The organism is Nocardia aurea, from assembly GCF_003123685.1.
GTDB classification, from domain to species: domain Bacteria; phylum Actinomycetota; class Actinomycetes; order Mycobacteriales; family Mycobacteriaceae; genus Nocardia; species Nocardia aurea.
In genome coordinates this window covers 192,272-212,340 of sequence record NZ_QCYJ01000172.1, presented here as the reverse complement: position 1 = coordinate 212,340, position 20,069 = coordinate 192,272, and the positions used below count along the sequence as shown (strand labels likewise).

General features: G+C 67.6%; 19 protein-coding genes. 16 read left to right on the top strand and 3 right to left on the bottom strand.

The window, feature by feature from the left end:
• Positions 1-18: 18 nt before the first annotated feature.
• From DAT37_RS42210 to DAT37_RS44675, 6 genes are all read left to right on the top strand, one after another.
• The gene (locus tag DAT37_RS42210) at positions 19-597 is read left to right on the top strand and encodes an HdeD family acid-resistance protein (RefSeq protein ID WP_109530562.1); all 579 of its coding nucleotides are present in this window, start codon (positions 19-21) and stop codon (positions 595-597) included.
• Positions 598-742: 145 nt separating this feature from the next.
• Complete coding sequence (locus DAT37_RS42205) at positions 743-2,146, top strand: amidohydrolase family protein (RefSeq protein ID WP_109530561.1); 1,404 nt, start codon at positions 743-745, stop codon at positions 2,144-2,146.
• A gap of 9 nt (positions 2,147-2,155) precedes the next feature.
• Complete coding sequence (locus DAT37_RS42200; protein WP_109530560.1) at positions 2,156-3,100, top strand: antibiotic biosynthesis monooxygenase; 945 nt, start codon at positions 2,156-2,158, stop codon at positions 3,098-3,100.
• Between the two features lie 84 nt (positions 3,101-3,184).
• Positions 3,185-3,559: a hypothetical protein gene (locus DAT37_RS45970; RefSeq protein ID WP_232840327.1), complete on the top strand. Its 375-nt coding sequence runs from the start codon at positions 3,185-3,187 to the stop codon at positions 3,557-3,559.
• 15 nt (positions 3,560-3,574) lie between these two features.
• A complete protein-coding gene (locus tag DAT37_RS45965; protein ID WP_232840326.1) occupies positions 3,575-3,769 on the top strand; it encodes a hypothetical protein in 195 nt (64 codons plus the stop codon).
• A 50-nt stretch (positions 3,770-3,819) separates the two neighbouring features.
• On the top strand, positions 3,820-3,963 hold the full coding sequence (locus tag DAT37_RS44675; RefSeq protein WP_157978982.1) for a hypothetical protein: 144 nt from the start codon (positions 3,820-3,822) through the stop codon (positions 3,961-3,963).
• Between the two features lie 52 nt (positions 3,964-4,015).
• Here the strand turns inward: DAT37_RS44675 and DAT37_RS42190 are convergent, their stop codons facing one another.
• The gene (locus DAT37_RS42190; RefSeq protein ID WP_232840325.1) at positions 4,016-5,140 is read right to left on the bottom strand and encodes a fatty acid desaturase family protein; all 1,125 of its coding nucleotides are present in this window, start codon (positions 5,138-5,140) and stop codon (positions 4,016-4,018) included.
• A 276-nt stretch (positions 5,141-5,416) separates the two neighbouring features.
• Positions 5,417-7,039: an alkaline phosphatase D family protein gene (locus DAT37_RS42185; RefSeq protein WP_109530558.1), complete on the bottom strand. Its 1,623-nt coding sequence runs from the start codon at positions 7,037-7,039 to the stop codon at positions 5,417-5,419.
• Between the two features lie 146 nt (positions 7,040-7,185).
• Between DAT37_RS42185 and msrB the strand changes: the two genes are divergently transcribed.
• The 3 genes from msrB (at position 7,186) to DAT37_RS42170 (ending at position 8,944) form a co-directional block, all read left to right on the top strand.
• Complete coding sequence (msrB, locus tag DAT37_RS42180; RefSeq protein ID WP_109530557.1) at positions 7,186-7,638, top strand: peptide-methionine (R)-S-oxide reductase MsrB; 453 nt, start codon at positions 7,186-7,188, stop codon at positions 7,636-7,638.
• On the top strand, positions 7,635-8,150 hold the full coding sequence (msrA, locus tag DAT37_RS42175; protein WP_198654713.1) for a peptide-methionine (S)-S-oxide reductase MsrA: 516 nt from the start codon (positions 7,635-7,637) through the stop codon (positions 8,148-8,150). The genes msrB and msrA overlap by 4 nt, the downstream gene beginning before the upstream one ends.
• A gap of 149 nt (positions 8,151-8,299) precedes the next feature.
• Positions 8,300-8,944, top strand: coding sequence for a hypothetical protein (locus DAT37_RS42170; RefSeq protein WP_109530556.1), 645 nt, complete (start codon positions 8,300-8,302; stop codon positions 8,942-8,944).
• Positions 8,945-9,190: 246 nt separating this feature from the next.
• Here the strand turns inward: DAT37_RS42170 and DAT37_RS42165 are convergent, their stop codons facing one another.
• On the bottom strand, positions 9,191-10,534 hold the full coding sequence (locus tag DAT37_RS42165; RefSeq protein WP_232840324.1) for a glycosyltransferase 87 family protein: 1,344 nt from the start codon (positions 10,532-10,534) through the stop codon (positions 9,191-9,193).
• Positions 10,535-10,979: 445 nt separating this feature from the next.
• On the opposite strand from DAT37_RS42165, the gene DAT37_RS42160 reads away from it, so the two are divergent.
• The 7 genes from DAT37_RS42160 to DAT37_RS42130 all read left to right on the top strand — a co-directional run bounded on the left by DAT37_RS42160 (position 10,980) and on the right by DAT37_RS42130 (position 20,065).
• Positions 10,980-12,638: an ABC transporter substrate-binding protein gene (locus tag DAT37_RS42160; RefSeq protein ID WP_109530555.1), complete on the top strand. Its 1,659-nt coding sequence runs from the start codon at positions 10,980-10,982 to the stop codon at positions 12,636-12,638.
• 5 nt (positions 12,639-12,643) lie between these two features.
• Complete coding sequence (locus DAT37_RS42155; RefSeq protein ID WP_109530554.1) at positions 12,644-13,597, top strand: ABC transporter permease; 954 nt, start codon at positions 12,644-12,646, stop codon at positions 13,595-13,597.
• Positions 13,594-14,457 carry an ABC transporter permease gene (locus DAT37_RS42150; RefSeq protein ID WP_109530553.1) on the top strand — a complete coding sequence of 288 codons (864 nt, stop codon included), beginning with the start codon at positions 13,594-13,596 and terminating at the stop codon, positions 14,455-14,457. The genes DAT37_RS42155 and DAT37_RS42150 overlap by 4 nt, the downstream gene beginning before the upstream one ends.
• The gene (locus DAT37_RS42145) at positions 14,457-16,094 is read left to right on the top strand and encodes a dipeptide ABC transporter ATP-binding protein (RefSeq protein WP_109530552.1); all 1,638 of its coding nucleotides are present in this window, start codon (positions 14,457-14,459) and stop codon (positions 16,092-16,094) included. Before DAT37_RS42150 ends, DAT37_RS42145 begins: the two co-directional genes overlap by 1 nt.
• Positions 16,095-16,191: 97 nt before the next feature.
• On the top strand, positions 16,192-17,385 hold the full coding sequence (locus DAT37_RS42140; protein ID WP_198654712.1) for an acyl-CoA dehydrogenase family protein: 1,194 nt from the start codon (positions 16,192-16,194) through the stop codon (positions 17,383-17,385).
• Positions 17,382-18,722, top strand: coding sequence for an LLM class flavin-dependent oxidoreductase (locus DAT37_RS42135; protein WP_109530550.1), 1,341 nt, complete (start codon positions 17,382-17,384; stop codon positions 18,720-18,722). The genes DAT37_RS42140 and DAT37_RS42135 overlap by 4 nt, the downstream gene beginning before the upstream one ends.
• On the top strand, positions 18,722-20,065 hold the full coding sequence (locus DAT37_RS42130; RefSeq protein ID WP_109530549.1) for an NtaA/DmoA family FMN-dependent monooxygenase: 1,344 nt from the start codon (positions 18,722-18,724) through the stop codon (positions 20,063-20,065). Before DAT37_RS42135 ends, DAT37_RS42130 begins: the two co-directional genes overlap by 1 nt.
• The last annotated feature ends 4 nt before the right edge of the window (positions 20,066-20,069 follow it).

Sequence of the window (20,069 nt, the reverse complement as noted above, 5' to 3'; positions counted from 1 at the left end):
AGGCATAGCATCGGGGTCATGACCACAAATAGCGTGCTGGAGGGCCCTCTCGCGTCGCTGGCGAAGAGTGCCTGGCAATCGGTTCTGGTCATCGGCGTCCTGTCGGTGATCCTCGGCATCATGATGTTGGTGTGGCCCGGCCCCACCCTGGTGGTCGCCGGCATTCTCTTCGGTATCTATCTGGTCGTGACCGGCGTCCTGCAACTGGTCGCGGCGTTCGGCACCAGCGTGAGCGGGGGCATGCGGGTGCTGCTGTTCGTCACCGGCGTGCTGTGCATCATCGTCGGGATCTTCTGCTTCCGAGACGAACTCGCCTCGATCATGCTGCTCGGCCTGTGGATCGGCATCGGCTGGCTGTTCCGTGGCATCGCGATCCTGATGGGCGCGATCTCGGAGCCGGTGCCGGGTCGCGGGTGGCAGATCTTCTTCGGCATCCTCACGGCGATCGCCGGCGTGGTGCTGATCGTATGGCCGATCACCTCGACGACGACGCTGGTGCTCGTCGCGGGCATCTGGCTGATCGTGCTCGGCGTCATGGAGGTGATCACGTCCTTCGGCATCAGGAAGGACGCGAAGGGTATTCCGGCCGGTGTCTGATCGCCGGTCGTAGCGGGCGCTCCGGCCGGTGATCGATATCGGCCGGACCGTTTGCGCGCACCCGGTCGAAAGCTTCGCCGTACAGCTGCCGACAGTTGTCGGCGATTCGCTGGCTAATGGTTGGCAAATATGCTGTGCTCGCTACGTGAACCAAGTCCACTTGGGGCACGTATTCCACCTCGCCGGACGTCCCACCGTCCAGGACGCGGCGGATGCGCTGGTCTCCCTTCCGAATGGCGCGCTGATCGTCGCCGGCGACGGTCGAATCGTCTACTGCGGTGACAGTGACGACATTCCCGCCGAATTCCGGGGGGACGAGATCATCGATCACCGTCCCGGATTTCTGTTACCGGGTTTCGTCGACACCCACATCCATTTCCCCCAGACCTTCGCGGGCGACGCCTACGGCGGCGGTCAACTGCTCGAATGGCTCGACCAGTGCATCTATCCGGCCGAATCCCGATTCGCCGATCCCGAATACGCGCGGATCGCCGCCGCCGAATTCTGTGCACGGCGCATCGCGGCGGGCACAACGGCCGCGATGGTATTCGGCTCGGCTTTCCGGCACGCCCAGGACGCGCTGTTCGCCGAAACGCATCGCCGAGGTCTGCGCGTGGTCAGCGGCCGCGGCATCCAGACCACCGGCGGCGAATCGGTGGCCCCGCTGCTGATCGACGAACAGGACGTGGTCCGGCTGACGCGCGCGGAAATCGACGCCTGGCACGGCGCCGATACCGGTGACGTCGACACCGCGCTGCTGCACGTCGCGGTGATCCCCCGATTCTCGCTCTCGGTGACCAGGCAGACGCTGTTCGAACTCGGAGAACTGTACGAGTCGGTCCGCGAGCGCGGCGTGTACTTCCACACCCATCTCAACGAGAACAATCGGCCGGGCACCGGCGAGGTCGACACCACCAAGACGGTCTACGGGGTCGATTCCTATCTCGACACCTACGACGGGAGATTCCTGCCCGGGTCGGCGGTGGGCGGACGGAGCATGCTGGGACGGCGCAGCATCTTCGCGCATTCGGTGCACTGTCAGGACAGCGAACTCGCGCGGCTGGCCGCCACCGGCAGTTCGATCGCGCACTGTCCGGTCTCGCAGCAATTCCTGGGTTCGGGGACGATGCCGTGGAAGCGGACGATCGCCGCGGGCGTGAACGTGGCCGTCGGCACCGATTTCGGCGGTGGCGACGAATGGTCGATTCCCCGGGTGCTGTCGGCGGCGTTCAAGGTCCACATCTCCGAACCCGGCGCGGACGCGATATCGATGCATCCGGCGCAGATGTTGTTCACCGGAACGCTGGCCGGGGCACGCGCCCTGGACATGGAGAACCGGTTCGGCAATTTCGATATCGGCAAGGAAGCGGATTTCCTGGTCGTCGATCCGGCGGGAACCCCGGCGCTCGCGGGCAGGCTGACACACGGTGTCCGGGCCGACGATCCGGTCCTGGCCCGGGACCAGACCCTGTTCACCCTGCTCATGGGGATGGACGAGACCGCGATCGCCCGGGTCTACGTGCAGGGTCGTCGGATCGACGACGACTAGCGTGCGCCGATGAACGCGACCGCGGTCACCGTATTCCACCGCCCGGCCGACGCGACGGCGTTCCGTACCTGGCTGGCGCGGCTGGCCGAAATCGCCGCAGCCGCCGACGGATTCGTGGAGGCGTGCCGTGCGGCGGACGCCGAGCCGCCGTTGGAACCGGGATTGAGCGTCACCTTCCGCACCGCGCGGGCGGCCGACGAATTCCTGGATTCGCCGCGCCGGGCCGCGGTGCTGGCCGAGGGGGAATCGCTCGGATTCCACCGTCGCAGCACCGACCTGATCATCGTCGACGGGCAATTGCCGCCACCGGGCGTCGGCGTGTTCCAGCACACGGTGTCGCCGGGCAAGGAATCCGATTTCGTGGCGACCGAAGCGCGACTGGTGACGTTGAGCGCCACTTTCCCCGGATTCGACGGCGCCGCCCTCTTCCACGCCGGCGGCGCGGGTCGCTGGTGTTCGGTGCTGCGGTTCCGGACGCCCGAACACCTGTCGGCGTGGATGCGTTCGGAACAGCGCGCCGCCGCGCTGCCCGCCCTGCGCTCGGAACTCGCCGAGGATTTCTCGGTGGTCGCGCACACCACGCCGTTCGGATCGACCCTGCGCACCGTCGACGGGCAAACCCGCGTGACCCCCACGTGGAAGATCGCCATGCTCGTGCTGCTCGTGCTCTATCCGACGGTCATGACGCTGTCCCGATTCCTCGGGCCGATCCTCGACGCGGCGGGCGCACCGCCCTGGCTTGCCATGTGGCTGAGCCAGATCGTCAGCGTCGCCCTGATGAGCTGGATCCTGTCGCCCGCGGTCGCCGTGTGCTTCCGTCGCTGGCTGGACCCGGTCGACGGTGCGGGCAAGCGGGTCGGCGCGCTCGGCGCGGCGGTCGTCGCCGCGGTCTACGCGCTGACTCTGCTGCTCTTCGCGTCGGTCAAGTGGCTCCAGTACTGGGACTACACCTGAGACGACCATGCCGGGGCAGATCCGCGCTCATCCCGGTTGCCCAGCGGTCGGCCGAATGTCGGTGTCCGCGTTTACCATCCATGGGTGCCAATTTCCCGTGACGCCCTGGTCGGCTATGCCGAGCGCGATCTCGAAGCCGATCTGACCCGATGGTTCCCCGACCGGCCGCCGGTCGAGATCCCCGAGGACACCCGCCCGATCACCGATTTCCGGCGGCGGCTGGCCGCCGAACACGCGACGGCGCTCGGGGCGCTGGATCGTCTCGTGCGTTCGGGCGGCATGCCGCAGGTTCTCGACATCCACGACTGGAGTTACGGTTTCGACTTCGCGGGCAACGACTGCGGAATTCGCGACAGCGACTACGAGACCGAGCTCACCGACGACGACATCTACTCGATCGGCGCGGACGGCGGCGGCAACCTGTACGCCGTGCTGACCAACGGTCAGATCGCCGTCTGATTCCACGAAGAGGAAGTGCTGGAAGGCAATACGCGTTTCGACGATCTCGACGTCTTCCTGTGGCACACGGTCCGCTACCACGCCGTCCGTGCCGGGAAACTCGAGCGCGCCGAGGTGGAAGCGGATTTCCTCGCGCTCGGCCAGGACGGCGCCCTGGTGCCGGAACTCGGACTGCTCCACACCATGTTCCCCAGGGAGCAATTCGCCTGAGCGCGGCCGGATCTCGTATCCTGAGAACACTTCGAGGGTGGGAGCAGGCCGTGAAGCGTTTCGTATTCCTGATCATCGCGATCGTCGTCGCCGCGTCGACACTCGACTACGTCGGATCCTCGGGCTACTACGGGCTGGTCGTGGTGGGCGGGATAATCGCCGCGTTCCTGCTGTTCGAGAAGGCGGTGAGCTGACCGGCGCGAGTGACCGTGCGGGTCGCCCGGCACAGGTCCGGGCGACCGTCGATCACACGCCCGCGTGGGCTTCGGCGTTCGCCACCGCGCCCGGTCGCGCGAATCTGCCCGCGGCGTCGAGCGCGGCGAGCGCCTGGGCGTAGGAGGCGATCAGGCCGGTCTGGAGATAGGGGATGTCGCGTTCGGCGCAGAACTGCTCCACGATCGGCTGAGCCCGGCGCAGGTTGGGGCGCGGCATGGACGGGAACAGGTGATGTTCGATCTGATAGTTCAGCCCGCCCATCGCCGTATCGATGACCGGTCCGCCGATGACATTGCGGGAAGTGAGGACCTGCCTGCGCAGGAAATCCACGGAATTGCCCGGTCGCAGCACTTCCATGCCCTTGTGGTTCGGGGCGAAGGTGCAGCCCATGTAGAAGCCGAAAAGCCCCTGTTGGACGGCGATGAACACCAGGGCGTTCGCCGGTGACAGCACCAGGAAGACCGTCGCGAGATATCCCACGAAATGGGCGGCGAGCAACACGCCCTCCCAGACCCGGTTCGGGATCGGCCAGCGCAGTACCGCCCTGACGCTCGCGAAGTGCAGACTGCCCGCTTCCAGCAGCAGCAGCGGGAAGAACAGCCACGCCTGGTATCGGAAGATGAATCGCCGGAAGGTGCGGTCGGTCCGGGCGCGTTCGCCGGAATAGGCGAGCACACCCATCACATCGGGGTCGGCGCCCTCGGTATTGGGGTGGGCGTGGTGGCGATTGTGATTGGCCACCCACCAGCCGATGCTCAAGCCGATAGCGAGATTCCCCGCGATCGCCCCGAACACGTAATTGGCTCTGCGGTTGGCGAAGATCTGCTTGTGGCCCGCGTCGTGTCCGAGGAACGCGAGCTGGGCGAAGACCGCCGCGAGGAAGGCGGCGACGCCGAGTTGCCACCACGAATCGCCCAGCAGGACGAACGCCGTCCAGCCGCCGACGAACGCCAGCGCCGTCAGCGCGATGCGCCAGGTGTAGTACCGCGAACGCCGATCCAACAGTCCGGCCTCGCGAACACGGCGCAGCAGGACCGAGAATTCGCTGCCACGCGCCTTGGTCCGCGGCCCGGTCGATATCGGTGACTGTTCGTTCGCGTCGTCGCGGTCCTCCGCGACCAGCGCGCTCGTCCCGGCGCCGGAACTCGGCGTCACCCGATCGGCAGTGCTGTCAATTACCACGGGTGGCCTGCACATCCCTATGCGTCATTGTCGGTTCAGGCCGCGACTGTCCCTCCGTCGAGCCTGCGCAGACCCTAGCGGGCCGCGGGAAATACGCAAATCGCACCCCGCGCCTCCGACACCAGTATCCAGCGAATACACCACCGTCGGGTGAACTCCAGGTCGCTCGATGACACATTCCGGTGACGTTTCCGCTGTCGGAGGTCGCCGAGGAGCCCTCCGAACCCGGCGCGGACCCGCTGAGCGCCCTCACCGACCCTTCGGCGGCGCCGTGCCGGGTGACGGCAACGCCACGTCGGCCACCTGGAACAGTCCTTTCCGCTCGCTCACCGTTTCCAGGGTGAAGCGCGCGGATCTGCCGGTGATGTGCAGACAGCCGATCGAATTGCCGAAATGCGGCCCGCTCACCTTGTTCCACCGGACCGGATCCGGGGAGATCCCGCGCCGGTCCGCCAGCCATCGCAACGCCGAGGCGAGCGGTTTCGCCCACGACAGCGCGAACGCGGGGCGCATGTACCGGGGTGGATCGTTGTGCACGGGGGAGCACACCAGTTGCAGCACATCGGATTCGGTCGGATCGGGGTAGCCGGCGCGCGCGGCGTAGCTGTGGTGCACATCCCCCGACAGCACGCAGATCGTGCTCGGTGCGCCGGGCGCGGTGCCGATCCGGTGGATCAGATCCGCGAGTTGTTCGAACGACGCGCGGAACGCGGGCCAGTGTTCGAGATCGGCCGCCTGCCTGACCTTCTCCCCGAGCCGTCCCCGCCATCCGGGCAGACCGGCCGCGCGCTCGTTGAGCGACTGGAAGTGGCTCAGGGAAGGAGGCATCAGCCACGGCAGCGACGATCCGATCAGCAGGTGGTCGATATCGCCCGCGGCGTTGTCCTCGATCCAGGCGAATTCCTCGGCGCCGACCATGAGCCGCTGACCGTCGAGGATGCGGCCGTTGCGGGTATCGATCACCAGCAGGCGGATCCGGCCGAAATCGCGTCGGTAACTCCACCGGGTGGGTTTACGGCCGTCGAGTTCCTTGTCGGCCCGCCCGGCGAAATCCTCCAGCAGGTCGCGCACGTCACCGTCGGCCGCGCTGATCTCGCGGAACAGTTCGTCGTCAGCCAATTCCGCCGGTCCGAAATTGCCGAGATGCTGGTAGACCCAGTACGAGGCGAGTCCGGCGCGAATGCGTCTGTCCCACCACGGTTTCTCCGCCATCTGCGCGCGCCAGGTCAGCGAGGTGTTCCAATCGTCGCGCACATCGTGGTCGTCGAAGATCATCGAGGTCGGCACCGTCGACATCAGCCAGCGGATCTCCGGATCCGACCACGACTCGTGATAGAGCTCGCCGTACTCCCGGAACGAGACCACCTCGTCCCGCGGTTCCTCCTCGCCACGTCGCCGCGCGAGCCATTCCCGCATATGCGGCGTCGGCTCGTCGGCGTAGACCTGGTCACCCAGCAGTACCAGCGCGTCGGGCCACCGATCCTCGGGCAGCAGCTTCATCCGCAACGCGTAGGCGTCCAGCGCGTCGGGGCCGAGTCGGTCGGCCTCCAGCGCGCCGGGAGCGGACTTGGCGGCCCGGCACGAGCCGAACAGGATCGTCTCGACGGTCCCCGTGCGGATACGGCTCGGCGGGAAATCCGACCCGGGTTCCGGCCACACCACCGCCCCGTCGAGACGCACCTCGTACCGGATCGACGCGTCGGGTTCGAGACCGTCGATGACGACCAACGCGAAATGCTGCTCGCCGACCCGGAACGTCCTGGCGCTTCGCCCCAGGATCACCACGTCGCACGAATCGCTCGTTTCCACCCAGACGGTCGCCGATGTCGCGTCGACGTGACGCAACACCGGGCCGAGCACCAACTCCGGCATGTGAACGACGTTACGTCGCCCGGTCGCGCGAGGCGCGGCGAAAGCCGATGCCGGATCGGAGATGACGGAAATGTGACGTCCCCGGGCGGCGGGGACTTTCCGCGCGGGGGAGCTCGTTGTACCGGTAGTCGATATGAGGAGGTCATGTGGCACAGGAATACAACCGGAATCCCGCGGCGGCGGCCCTGTCGCCGGAGCAGTACCACGTCACCCAGGAGAACGGCACCGAACGGCCGTTCACCGGTGAGTACTGGGACAATCACGAGCCGGGTATCTACGTCGACGTGGTATCGGGTGAGCCGTTGTTCGCCTCGGTCGACAAATTCGACAGCGGATCGGGATGGCCGAGTTTCACCAAGCCGATCGATGCCGCGAACGTGGTCGAGAAGCGCGACCTCAGTCATCTGATGGTCCGCACCGAGGTGCGTTCGACCCACGGTGACAGCCACCTCGGGCATGTGTTCACCGACGGGCCGCGCGAGGCGGGCGGGCTGCGATACTGCATCAACTCGGCGGCGCTGCGCTTCATCCGCCTCGACGACCTCGAGGCGCAGGGTTACGGGCAGTACCGGACTATTTTCACGAAGGAGGACGCGTGAGCGAGACGCGGAAGGCGATTCTGGCCGGTGGATGTTTCTGGGGCATGCAGGACCTGATCCGCAAGCGCCCCGGAGTGGTGTCGACGCGGGTCGGCTACACCGGAGGACAGAACGACCACCCCACCTACCGCAACCATCCCGGTCACGCGGAGGCCGTGGAGATCGAGTACGACCCCGCGCGGACCGACTACCGGGCGCTGCTGGAGTTCCTGTTCCAGATCCACGATCCGACCACCAAGGATCGCCAGGGCAACGACATCGGCTCCAGCTACCGGTCGGCGATCTTCTACCTCGACGACGAGCAGAAGAGCGTCGCCCTCGACACCATCGCCGACGTGGACGCCTCCGGCCTGTGGCCGGGCAAGGTGGTCACCGAGGTGACCCCGGCGGGTGCGTTCTGGGACGCCGAGCCCGAGCACCAGGACTACCTGGAGAAGTTCCCGAACGGCTACACCTGCCACTACCCGCGCCCGGACTGGAAGCTGCCCAAGCGGCAGACCACCGGTTCGTGATGTTCCGGTAGACACGAGAACGACCGCGCCACCCGATCGGGTGGCGCGGTTTTTCGTCGGACGCCGTCCATCACCCGTGGCGCGGTGGACGATCCCGGCCGCACCGAAGGCGCCCGGAGTTCGTCGGCGGGCGCTGATATCGTCCGGCCATGCTGATCGACGGGGCGGGGCAGGCCGCGCACGGAGTGGAATCGACCGAGCGCGTGATCGAGATCGTGCGGCGGGATCCCGACGCGTCCGTACTCGACTATCGGAACATCCCGTGGGTCGCCGGAACGCGACGTCCGATATCGCCGGATATGTTGGGGGAGTTGGCTTTTCCCTCTGGAAGGCCGCTGTCGCCGAGTCTTCGGGCGTGGCTGGCCTTCGACACGACATTGCTCGAGCGCCACGGGTGGTTCGACGCGGACGGAGGTCTCGCCCCGCGCCCGCTGGACGAGTTGGTCGACGCGGAACTGGGTCCGCCGTGGGCGTCGGAGTTCGCCCCGCTGGCGCGACGCTTCCCCGAATGTTTCCTCCTGCCGGGCGGTTCGGACTCCCGCCGGGTACTGGCCGTGGGCGATCCCGATTCCACGGGGGAGTATCCGGTGCTCGCCGTCGACGTGGACGATCTGCCGTTCGTCGGCCTCATGTATCCCGGATTCGACGTCTACCTGGCGCACACCGCGGGGTTGTTCACCGCCGAATTCCCGACGTATACGGCCCTTTCCGATCACGAGGTGTACGGCCGCCGCATGCGCGAACACGCGAGGCTGCGATTCGGCGGCGACTCCTGTGCCGAGTGGCCCTTCTGAGGTTGGGCGAGTGAGCCGCCGGGGCAGCGGCGTCCGATTCATTCCCGCGCCCGGCCACGCGACTGTTCCGAGGGCGTGCCGCGCGCCTGACGACGGCTCGCCGCGCGCCAGTCCGGACGGCTCGTCGCGCTCGTTCTCGACGTGGTCCAGCCTCCGATGGCTCGCGACTCGCCTGACAAGGCAGCGCGCCGCGCACTGTACTCGGCGACGGTCACCAACGACTCCGGTTCCGAAGCCCGCCCGGTCTCAGCCGACCTTCGCCCGTTCCGCGACGCTCGCCCCGGCGGGAGCAGGTTCGCCGCCCGGGACCCCTCCGTCCGCCTCGGGCGCCTCGGCACCACCCCGCCCGGAGGCGCCGCGCAGGAACAGCGCGGCCGCGCCGAACAGGACGAGTGTCATCACCAGGTACGCGTTGCGGAACACCACTTCGAACGGCCCGCGGATGTCGAGGACGGTATCCATGCTCGGTCCGAAGTAGTGCAGCAGTCCGCCGGACACCGTGACGCCCGCGCCGACCAGCAGCAGCGGAGCGAGTACGCCGCGACGCCGCACCGCCACCTCGCCGAGGCAGATCAGCAGCGGCGCGACCCACACCCAGTGGTGCACCCAGCTGTACGGTGACACCGCCGTGGTGGTCAGACCGCAGAGCACGACCGCGTGCAGTTCGTATCCCCGCAGCGACAGCCGCCGCGCCAGGTAGAGGCAGAGCGCCGCCACCGCGGCCGCGCCCGCCAGCCACAGCAGCTGGTGGCCGCCGTCGACGCCCACCGCCCTGGCGATCAGGCCGCGCAGCGATTCGTTGGACAGATTCTCCGGCAGCCCGACGCGTGCCGGGTCGGCGAACGCTCCGCTCCAGAAGGTCAGCGAGTCCTTCGGCAGCGCGGCGAACCCGAGCAGGACCGTCGCGGCGAACGAGCCGGTCGCGACGGCGGCGGCCCGGTAGCGGCGGGTGACCAGCAGGTAGAGCACGAAGAACGCGGGGGTCAGTTTGATCCCGGCGGCGATACCGGTGAGGACGCCCTTGCCGCGCGCGGAATCCGGGAGTGCCATATCCGCGAGTACGAGCAGCAGCAGAAGTATGTTGATCTGCCCGAAGCCCATGGTGCTGCGCACCGGCTCACACCACAGCAATATTCCGGCGATCCCGACGCCCGCGAATGCCAGGCGCAGGTCGCGGCGGTAACCGAGCATCCACAGCGCGGCCGAGGACGAGGCCGCGAGCATCGCGAAATTGCCGAACCCGCCCACGAACGTGTAGAGGTCGCCGCGCAGCCCGCCCAACGGGACGAACAGCAGCGCGGCGAACGGTGTGTAGACGAATTCCCACACACCGCGGGTATTACCGAGCAGCGGGGTGTCGTAGACGGAATCGCCGTCCGCGACCCGGTTGCCCGCGATCTGATACACGCTCAGATCCTTGAGGTGCATGAGCACCTGCGGCAGGTCGAGCACCAGTTTCAGGTACCAGCCGCCCGCGATCGCGCCGACGACGAGAATCGCCAGGTACGCGGGGGTGCCGAGGGAACGTCGTCGTGGTGAGTCCGGGGCCGAGACGGTTGCTTCGGCTTCGGCGATCATCGACAACGGCACGCTCACTCCCTGCGTTCGGCTTCTGATTCGCGTTCCCACGCTAGCCGCACGGTGCGTATCGCGACCGCGCGGCGGGGTCTTCGCCATTCTGGCAAACATTCAGCACATTCTCCTGTCCGGTCCTTCACCAAAACTGAATGAATCTCGTAGGAAAGCTTGGTTGTTCTCCACTCGACCGCTGTGCACACTCACTTCGGAGCGCAGAGGCGCGTTCGATTCGAAGATCACGAAGGGAGCGGCACATGAACGTCGGGCATTCCACGTCCTGCCGCTCGTTCTCCCGGTGCGTCCGCTGTGCGGCCGCCCGCTGTTGTCGCTGATCGCCTCGCCCCGCCCCCGTCCGACTGCCGCCTTCGGGCCGTCACCTTCGGTCTGTCACAGCCACCGTCCTTCCTGCCTTCGCGTGGAGTTCGCACGTGAGGTCGATTACCCAGGAGTTCCCCAGATGTCACGAAGTTTGTTCGTCCGAGCCACGGTGCTCGCGACGGCGACGGCGATCGCCGCCGCCGTACTGACCGGATGCGCGGCCTCCGGCAACCGGGTGACCGGGGCCGATGACAGTGCCACCCCGGTGGCGGGCGGCTCGTTGCGTTTCGCCGTGCTCGACGCTCCGGCGAATCTGGACCCGCATTCGGGCAGCTCCTACCCCGAATCGCTGATCACCAGCAATATCACCGACAAATTGACCTACCAGAATCCCGAGACCGGCGCGATCGAGCCGTGGCTGGCGAAATCGTGGGAGATCGACGACCGGCTCACCGAATTCACCTTCCACCTGCGCGACGATGTGACCTTCAGCGACGGAAGCAAATTCACCGCCGATTCGGTCAAGGAGAATTTCGACCTGCTCGGGCGGGGGAACAAGGAACTCGGCATCATTCCGGTCACCGCCTACTGGGTGGGTTACCGCGATACCGTCGTCGTCGACCCGCTGACCGTGAAGGTGAGTTTCGACCGACCGAACGCCGGTTTCCTGCAAGCGCTCTCGCTCTACTTCTCCGGAATCGTCGGGCATTCGACACTGCAATTGCCCAAGGATCAGCGCGGCCTCGCGCGGAATCTCGTGACGACCGGGCCGTTCACCGTCACCGAACACGTCTACCAGCAGAAGACCGTGCTGAAGAAGCGCGCCGGATACAACTGGGCGCCCGCGAGCCGCAAACACAGCGGCGAGGCCTATCTCGACACCGTCGAGATCGACGTCATCCCCGAGGCGGGAGTGCGGACCGGCTCGTTGCGGTCGGGCCAGGTGGACGCCATTCTCGACGTGAACAACACCGACGAGACCCCGCTGCGCAACGAGGGCTATCGCATCGTCCCCCAACTCATTCCGGGGCGCGATATCTCGTTGGATCTCAAGACCGATCTGTTCCCGACCAATGATCGCGCGGTCAGGGAAGCGGTCAAACTCGGCTGGAATCGTGACGCGCTGGCCAAGACGGTGCTGACCGACAGCTACAAGGTGTCGAGTTCGGTGATCTCCTCGCGGGTTCCCGGCTACGTCGATTTCAGCGCGGAATTGAAACAGGATCAGAAGAAGGCCGAGCAGATCCTGGAGTCGGCCGGTTGGACGAAGGGTTCGGACGGAATCCGGGTGGACCGGGACGGCAGGCGACTCGAACTGTCGCTGCTCGGGATCAACAACCTGGTCAACAACAAGCCCGCCTACGAACTGATCCAGCAGGATCTGCGCAAGATCGGCATCGATCTGAAGCTGAACGTGCTGCCCATTCCCGACTACACCGCGGCGGCGACCCAGCAGCAGCGCTGGAATATCCAGGTCGCCAATCAGAGTCGCGCCGATGTGGCGGTACTCGAGCAGGTGTATTCGCCGCAGTACGGCAACATGTCCAAACTCGCGCAGACCGATCCCCTCTACCAGCAGGCGATCACGGCCCTCAGCGCCGTGAGCACAACCCTGGACCCCGGCCGCCGGGCCGCCGCCGCCGAAGCGGCGCAACGGTTCCTGCTGGTGGATCAGGTGCTGACCGTCCCGGTCTACAACCCGGCCCAGGTGACCGCGGCCAGCCCCAAGGTGCACAACATCGGCTACGAGGCGCAGTCGCGCAATGTCTTCTACGACACCTGGATCGAGCCGAGGTAGCCCCCATGGTCCGGTATGTGTTCGCCAAGCTGGGGCAGGCGGTCTTCGTGGTGTGGGGCGCCTACACCGTGACCTTCGTGCTGCTCTACGTGCTGCCCTACGACGCGGTCGACGTGCTGTTCGACCCCACCCAGGGCGATCTGATCACCGAGCAGGACAAGTCGAACGCCCGCGAGTACTACGGGCTGGATCAACATCTGATCGGCCAGTACCTGCACCGTCTGTTCGATGCCGTCCAGGGAGATTTCGGGGCGTCGACCCGCAGCGGTGAACAGGTGTTGCCGCTGATGATGTCGGTGCTCCCGCAGACCGCGGCGCTGGCGGGTTTCGCCCTGGTGCTCGCCGTGGTGATCGCTCTCGCGGTGGCGTTGACGGCGGGCTACACCCGCACCCGCAGGGTCGCGGATCTGGTCGCGAGCCTGCCCGCGGCGGGTGTCTCGGTACCGGTGTTCCTGGTGGGATTGGCGCTGCTGCAAGTGTTCTCGTTCCAGCTCGGCTGGTTCCCGCCGATCGGCAACGACGGGTTCGCCTCGCTGGTCCTGCCCGCGATCACCCTGGCGCTCCCGGTCTCCGCGCCGATCGGGCAGTTGCTGATCAAGAATTTCGATTCGGGATTGCGATCCGGCTATGTCACTGTGTCGGTCGCCAAGGGGGCGACCAGGTTGTGGGTGCTGGTCCGCGAGGTGTTGAAGAACGCGGGACTGCCCGCGCTGACCATCGCCGGTGTCACCTTCGGCAATCTGCTCGCGGGCGCCGTGATCGTCGAAACCGTCTTCTCCCGTTCGGGTCTGGGCAGGCTGACCGAGACCGCCGTTCGCACCCAGGACGTTCCGCTCGTGCAGGCGGTGGTGGTTTTCGCCGCCGTGATCTTCGTGGTGGTGAATTTCGCGGTCGACCTCGTCTACCCGTTGCTGGATCCCCGGCTGCGGACCCGCCTGCGGACAGGGGTACCGGCATGACCGTTCTGGAGATACCCGCCGATACCACCGCCGTCGCCGCCGAGCAGCGGGTGCGCCGGGTGGCGCGCGCGGTCGTCGCGGCGCCGGGACTGACGCTGTCCTGGCTGGTGATCGCGACCGTCGTCGCCTGGGCACTCGCACCGTCCTGGTTCACCGCGTTCGACCCGAACGAAGGCGATTCGGACGCCAGTTTCCAGGCGCCGAGCCCGGCGCACTGGTTCGGCACCGACCGACTCGGCCGGGATCTGCTGGCCCGCACCATCCACGGCACCTCGACCACGGTGAGCGCGACCCTGATCGCGGTCGCCCTCGGTTTCGTGATCGGCGCGTCGATCGGGCTGTTCAGCGGATTCGTCGGAGGTCGGGTCGACGCGGTCGTCATGCGTTTCGTCGACGTGCTGCTCGCGATTCCCGCGCTGCTGCTCGCCATGACGGTGGTGACCGCGCTCGGCTACGGCACCCTCAATATCGCGGTGGCCGTCGGTATCTCGGCGGTGGCCGCGTTCGCGCGGGTGATGCGCTCGGAAGTGCTGAAGGTGGCGCGCAGCGACTACGTCGAAGCCGCCTACGGGTCCGGCGCGGGATTCGGCCGGGTGGTCCTGCGCCACGTGCTGCCCAATTCCGTCTCGGCGGTGCTGTCGCTGGCGGCGCTGGAATGCGGCACGGCGGTGCTCGCGGTCGCGGCACTGGGCTTCCTCGGTTACGGCGCACCGCCACCGGAGCCGGAATGGGGACTCGCGGTGGCCGAAGGCCGAGATTTCCTGGCGACCTACCCGTGGATCTCCATCCTGCCCGGCGTGCTGATCGCCGTAGTCGTGTTGTCCACCAACAGGATCGGCCGATCGCTAGGAGAGTTGTGATGAGCGCGAACGAACCCCTGCTCCGGGTCCAGGATCTGAGCGTGCGATACCGGCCCGGGGCCGACAACGCCGTCGACGGCGTGTCGCTGGTCGTGCGGCCGGGCGAATTCGTCTCCATCGTCGGCGAATCCGGATCCGGTAAGAGCACGACCATCCACGCCGCCCTGCATCTGCTGCCACCCGGTGCGCGAGCACGTGCCACCGCACTCGAACTCGACGGCCGCGACACCACGGGGTGGAACGACCGCAAACTGGCTCGGCTGCGCGGGCCGTTCGTCGGATTCGTGCCGCAGGATCCCGGCACCTCCCTCAATCCCGTCAAACGGGTGGGCACGCAGGTGCTGGAGGCATTGCGGTTGCATCGGCGGATGGCCTCGGGCCCGGGGCGGGAACTGGCCATGGCCAAACTCGAGCTTGCGGGTCTGCCGGACCCGGAGCGCGTGTACGAGCGGTATCCGCACGAACTGTCCGGCGGGATGAAACAGCGCGTGCTCATCGCGATCGCCCTCGCCAACGATCCCGCGCTGCTGGTCGCCGACGAGCCGACCTCGGCGCTGGACGTGACGGTGCAGAAGGTCATCCTCGATCACCTGGCCGGGTTGCGCACCACGCTCGGCCTCGGAGTCCTGTTGGTCACCCACGATCTCGGCGTGGCCGCGGAACGTTCGGACCGGCTGCTGGTGATGCAGCACGGGCGGATCGTCGAGCAGGGGAGTGTCGAACAGATACTCACCGACCCTCGCGAGGAGTACACCCGCAGGCTGGTCGCGACCGCGCCGTCGCGGCACAGCGTGCGATTGCGGCCCAGCCGGAAACGGGGGTCGGTCGCGGTGTCGGAGCCGTCGGGCCCACCGTTGCTGAGCCTGCGGGGGCTGACCAAAACCTTCGGTTCCGCGGGATTCCGCGCCGTCGACGACGTTCGTATCGACGTCGCCGCCGGATCGACCCACGCCATCGTGGGGGAGTCCGGTGCGGGAAAATCGACCGTCGCGCGTATCGCCGTCGGTTTCACCGCGCCCGACAGCGGTTCGGTCTGGTTCGACGGACAGCAGATCAGCGGGCGTTCACGCAGGCAGTGGCGGGTGGTGCGCCAGGGCATCCAGTTCGTCTACCAGAATCCGTACTCCTCACTCGATCCGCGATTCGACGTCGAACAGGTCATCGCCGAACCGCTGGTGACATTCGGTCTGGTCGACGGTCGGGCGCGACGGCGCGAACGGGTGGTCGAACTTCTGGATTCGGTGGCGCTCGAGCGCGCGCACCTGAGCCGCAAACCCGCCGAACTGTCCGGCGGGCAACGACAGCGGGTCGCCATCGCGCGGGCGCTGGCGGCCGGTCCCCGCGTATTGGTGCTGGACGAGGCGGTCTCGGCGCTGGACGTGTCGGTGCAGGCGCAGATTCTGCAACTGCTGGTCGATCTGCAACACGAACAGGGGCTGACCTATCTGTTCATCACCCACGATCTGGGCGTGGTGCGACTGGTCGCCGACGAGGTCACCGTGATGCGCGCGGGGCGTGTCGTCGAATCGGGCGCCGTGGCCTCGGTTTTCGCCGCGCCGGAACACGAGTACACCGAGCGGCTGCTGGCCGCGGTGCCCGGTGTCGGTGCGCGGACGCCCGAACTGGTTCGGGTCTGAGAGCGCGGGTGCCCACCGTGAGAACCGAATGAAATCCACCGCGGGACCTTCGCGCCGCCCGCATCCGAGACGACAGCGACAGGAAGGCGAACCGCCGATGACAGCCGTGGTAACCGAGCGGACCGCGCACGGACTCGACGACGCCGCGTTCACCGCGGCGCTGGCGGTGATCGCCGAACGCGCGGAGGAACACGACCGCACCGGGGCATTCCCGTTCGCGGCCTTCCGCGCCCTGACCGAGATCGGCGCGCCCGCCCTGGTCGTGCCGGCCGAATTCGGCGGCGGGGGAGCGGGGATCGCCGAAGCCGTCGAGGTGATCGAGAGAATCGGCGCCGCCGACCCGTCGGTCGGACTGATTCTGCAATGGAACTACACCAACCACCTGGGGCTGGCGCGTGCCGACAGCCCGTGGCCCGCGGAACTGAAGGAACAGGTGTTCCGCTCGGCGGCCGAGTCCGGCGCGTTGATCAACGGCCTCGCGGTCGAACGCGAACTCGGCAGCCTCTCGCGCGGTGGTCTGCCCGCGACGACCGCCACCAGACTGGCATCCGGCGACTGGCGTATCGACGGCGAAAAAGCCTATGCCACCGGCATTTCGGGCCTGAGCTGGTTCACGGTCACGACGACGACCGCGGAACCGAGCCCTCGCATCGCCACCTTCCTGCTCGACCGCTCCGCCACGAACTGGCGTATCGAGAAGACTTGGAACCACCTCGGACTGCGCGCCTCCGACACCCAGTCGGTGGTCTTCGAGGGCACCGTGGTGCCGCACGCGCGTCTGGTGGAACTGCGCGATCCGGCCGACGGCGCCGGGAAACCACGCAGGCCGGGACGGCAGGCACTGCCGCTGCTGCTGGCCGCGAACTACAACGGTGTCGCGGTCGCCGCGCGGGACTGGCTGGTCCGCTACCTGCACACCAGGGTGCCGACCGCGCTGGGCGCGTCGCTGGCGACGGTGCCGCGCTATCACGATCGGGTCGGCGAGATCGAGGCGTGGATCCAGACCAGCCGCGCGCTGCTTCGCCAAGGCGTCGCCGCGCTGAGCACCGACCCCGACGGTCCGCTGCCGGGGCTGGCCAAACACGTCGCCACCACCACCGCCATCCGCGTCACCGAATCCGCGCTCGACCTGACCGGCAACCCCGGCCTCGATCGGCAGTATCCGCTGGAACGGCACCACCGCGACGCCATGGTCGGCCGAATCCACACCCCGCAGAGCGATTTCGTGCTGGCGAACCTCGGTCGCGCCGCGATCGCGGCGGGCCGTGACCCCCAGGAGAAACAGGTATGACCCGACGGCAGGTCCATCTGAACGTCAATATCCTCAACGCCGGTGTCTTCGGCGGCTCGTGGCGCTTCCCCGGCACCGACCCGGTCGCGAGTTTCACCCTCGACCACTACGTGCGCATCGCCAAGCGCGCAGAGGAGGCGACCTTCGACGCCGTCTTCCTCGCCGACGGTCCCGCGATCCGGGAAGACCTGCGCTACCGGCCCTTCAACAGCCTGGAACCCTCGGTGGTGCTGGCCGCGGTGGCCGCGGCCACCCGTAGGGTCGGGCTGATCGCGACGCTGTCGTCGAGCTACAACGATCCCTACGACGTCGCCCGCCGATTCGCTTCGCTCGATCAGCTCAGCGGCGGACGTTCGGGCTGGAATGTGGTGACGACCGCGGGCACCGAGGCCGCCGCCAATTTCGGCTACGACGCCGAACCCGAACACGCCGCCCGCTACGAGCGCGCGGCCGAATTCGTCGAGGTCGTCCGAAAGCTCTGGAACAGTTGGGAACCCGACGCCCTGCTCGGTGACAAGGCGAATCGCCGCTTCGCCGATCCGGGCAAGATCCATCCGGCCGCGCACCACGGCGCCCGTTTCGATGTCGAGGGCGCGCTCAATGTGCCGCGTTCACCCCAGGGTGAGCCGGTGGTGGTGCAGGCGGGTGCGTCCAAGGACGGGCGCGCGCTGGCGGCGCGGGTCGGCGAGGTGATCTTCACCGCGGCCCAGACCGAGGGCGAGGCCGACGAGTACTACCGCGATATCAAGTCACGCGCGGTGGCGCTGGGACGGCGTGCCGAGGACGTGGTCATCCTGCCTGGACTGTCCACGGTGATCGGCGCGACCGAGGCGCAGGCCGCCGAACGTCGCGAACTGCTCGCCGAACTGGTGCCGCCGGAATACGCGCTGGCCCGGCTGGCGAGCCAACTCGGCGTCGAGCAGGACGCGCTCGCGCTGGACTCGCCGCTGCCGTGGCACCTGCTGGCCGATCCCGACGAGGCGGGCGGATCGCAGACCTTCTACAAGATCGCGCTCGGCCTCGCGCGGCGCGAGAACCTGACCGTGCGGCAATTGCTGCGCCGACTCGGCGGCGGGGCCGGACACCGCATCGTCACCGGCACACCCGAGCAGATCGCCGACGCGATCATCGACTGGGTCGACAAGGGCATCGCCGACGGATTCAACCTGATGCCCGATGTCCTGCCCGGCGGCTTCGACGATTTCGTCGACGGCGTCGTGCCGATCCTGCGTCGGCGCGGTGTCTTCCGCACCGAGTACTCCGGGACCACCCTGCGCGACCATCTCGGGCTTCGCACCCCGGACCATGTCGCGCGTCGACACGAGGGAGCCGCGTGATGAGCCGACGACTACGGTTCTTCGTCAATATCGGCAGCGCCGGATATCACCGGGCCGCATGGCTGGAACCGGGACTGCCCGCCGACGCCTTCATCCGGCTCGACCACTACCGGCGTGTCGCCGAGATCGCCGAGCGCGGCGCACTCGACGGGCTGCTCTTCCCCGATATCCCGGTCCAGCAGCCCGGCATCGCCCGTGCGCCCGCCGCCACCCTCGACCCGATCCTGCTCGCGGCCGCGCTGTCGGTCTCGACCGAACGGATCGGACTCGTCCCCACCGCGAGCACCTCGCTGAACCTGCCCTACAACCTCGCGCGCCGTATCCTTTCGCTCGATCACGCGACGGGCGGGCGGGCCGGATGGAACGCGGTCACCACCTTCGAACCGAATGCCGCGCGCAACTTCGGGATTCGTCAGCTGCCCGAACGCGACGAGCGCTACCGGCGTGCCGCCGAATACGTCGAACTCACCGAGAAGCTCTGGGACAGTTGGGAAGCCGACGCGATCATCGGTGACCAGGAGTCCGGCCGGTTCGCCGATCCCGAACGGGTGCACGCGGTGCGCCACCGCGGTGAATTCTATTCGGTGGCGGGGCCGTTGAACGTCACCCGGTCGCCGCAGGGCAGACCCGTCCTCGTGCAGGCCGGCGCCTCACCGCAGGGCAGGGCCTTCGCGGCCGCGCACGCCGAGGTGATCTACACGACCCAGCTGAGTCTGTCCGCCGCCCGGGAATTCGCCGAGGAGATCCGCGCGACGGCCACCTATTCGGGTCGCGACGGCGATGCCATCCGTATCCTCCCCGGCCTGATCCCGGTACTCGGCGCGACCGAGGCCGAAGCTCGCGACCGCTTCGACGAACTCCAGGGCAGGCTGCACCCCGACAGTTCGCCGGTCCGGGAACTGGCCGCCTGGCTCGGCTACCCGGACGCCGAGATCGATCTGGACGCGCCACTGCCGCGGCGGCTGACCGTCCTGCCCGAAGGGCGAATCGGTCCGCAGGGTTTCTTCAACTCGCTGACCAGGTATGCCACCGAGACCGGTTATCCGGTTCGACGTCTGCTGACCGAATTCCTCGGCGGGCACCGGGTGGTGGCGGGCACCCCGAAATCGGTGGCCGACCACATCGAATTGTGGTTCCGCAACGCGGGGATCGACGGTTTCACGATCATTCCCGCGGTGCTGCCCTCGCACCTGGAGGATTTCGTCGACCAGGTGGTGCCGGAGCTGCGCCGTCGCGGTCTGTTCCGTCACGAGTACGAGCACGAGACCCTGCGCGGTCACCTCGGTCTCCCGGAACCGGCGAACTCCTTTGCCCGCGAGACAGTTTCCACGACAAGAAAGTGACGGA

Bases quoted from the DNA above. Each gene is read 5' to 3' on its own strand.
- DAT37_RS42160 (WP_109530555.1), top strand. From the start codon at position 10,980: ATGTCACGAAGTTTGTTCGTCCGAGCCACGGTGCTCGCGACGGCGACG.
- DAT37_RS42210 (WP_109530562.1), top strand. From the start codon at position 19: ATGACCACAAATAGCGTGCTGGAGGGCCCTCTCGCGTCGCTGGCGAAG.
- DAT37_RS42155 (WP_109530554.1), top strand. From the start codon at position 12,644: ATGGTCCGGTATGTGTTCGCCAAGCTGGGGCAGGCGGTCTTCGTGGTG.
- DAT37_RS42150 (WP_109530553.1), top strand. From the start codon at position 13,594: ATGACCGTTCTGGAGATACCCGCCGATACCACCGCCGTCGCCGCCGAG.
- DAT37_RS42140 (WP_198654712.1), top strand. From the start codon at position 16,192: ATGACAGCCGTGGTAACCGAGCGGACCGCGCACGGACTCGACGACGCC.
- DAT37_RS42135 (WP_109530550.1), top strand. From the start codon at position 17,382: ATGACCCGACGGCAGGTCCATCTGAACGTCAATATCCTCAACGCCGGT.
- DAT37_RS42130 (WP_109530549.1), top strand. From the start codon at position 18,722: ATGAGCCGACGACTACGGTTCTTCGTCAATATCGGCAGCGCCGGATAT.
- DAT37_RS42185 (WP_109530558.1), bottom strand. From the start codon at position 7,039: ATGCCGGAGTTGGTGCTCGGCCCGGTGTTGCGTCACGTCGACGCGACA.
- DAT37_RS42170 (WP_109530556.1), top strand. From the start codon at position 8,300: ATGCTGATCGACGGGGCGGGGCAGGCCGCGCACGGAGTGGAATCGACC.
- DAT37_RS42200 (WP_109530560.1), top strand. From the start codon at position 2,156: ATGAACGCGACCGCGGTCACCGTATTCCACCGCCCGGCCGACGCGACG.
- DAT37_RS42145 (WP_109530552.1), top strand. From the start codon at position 14,457: ATGAGCGCGAACGAACCCCTGCTCCGGGTCCAGGATCTGAGCGTGCGA.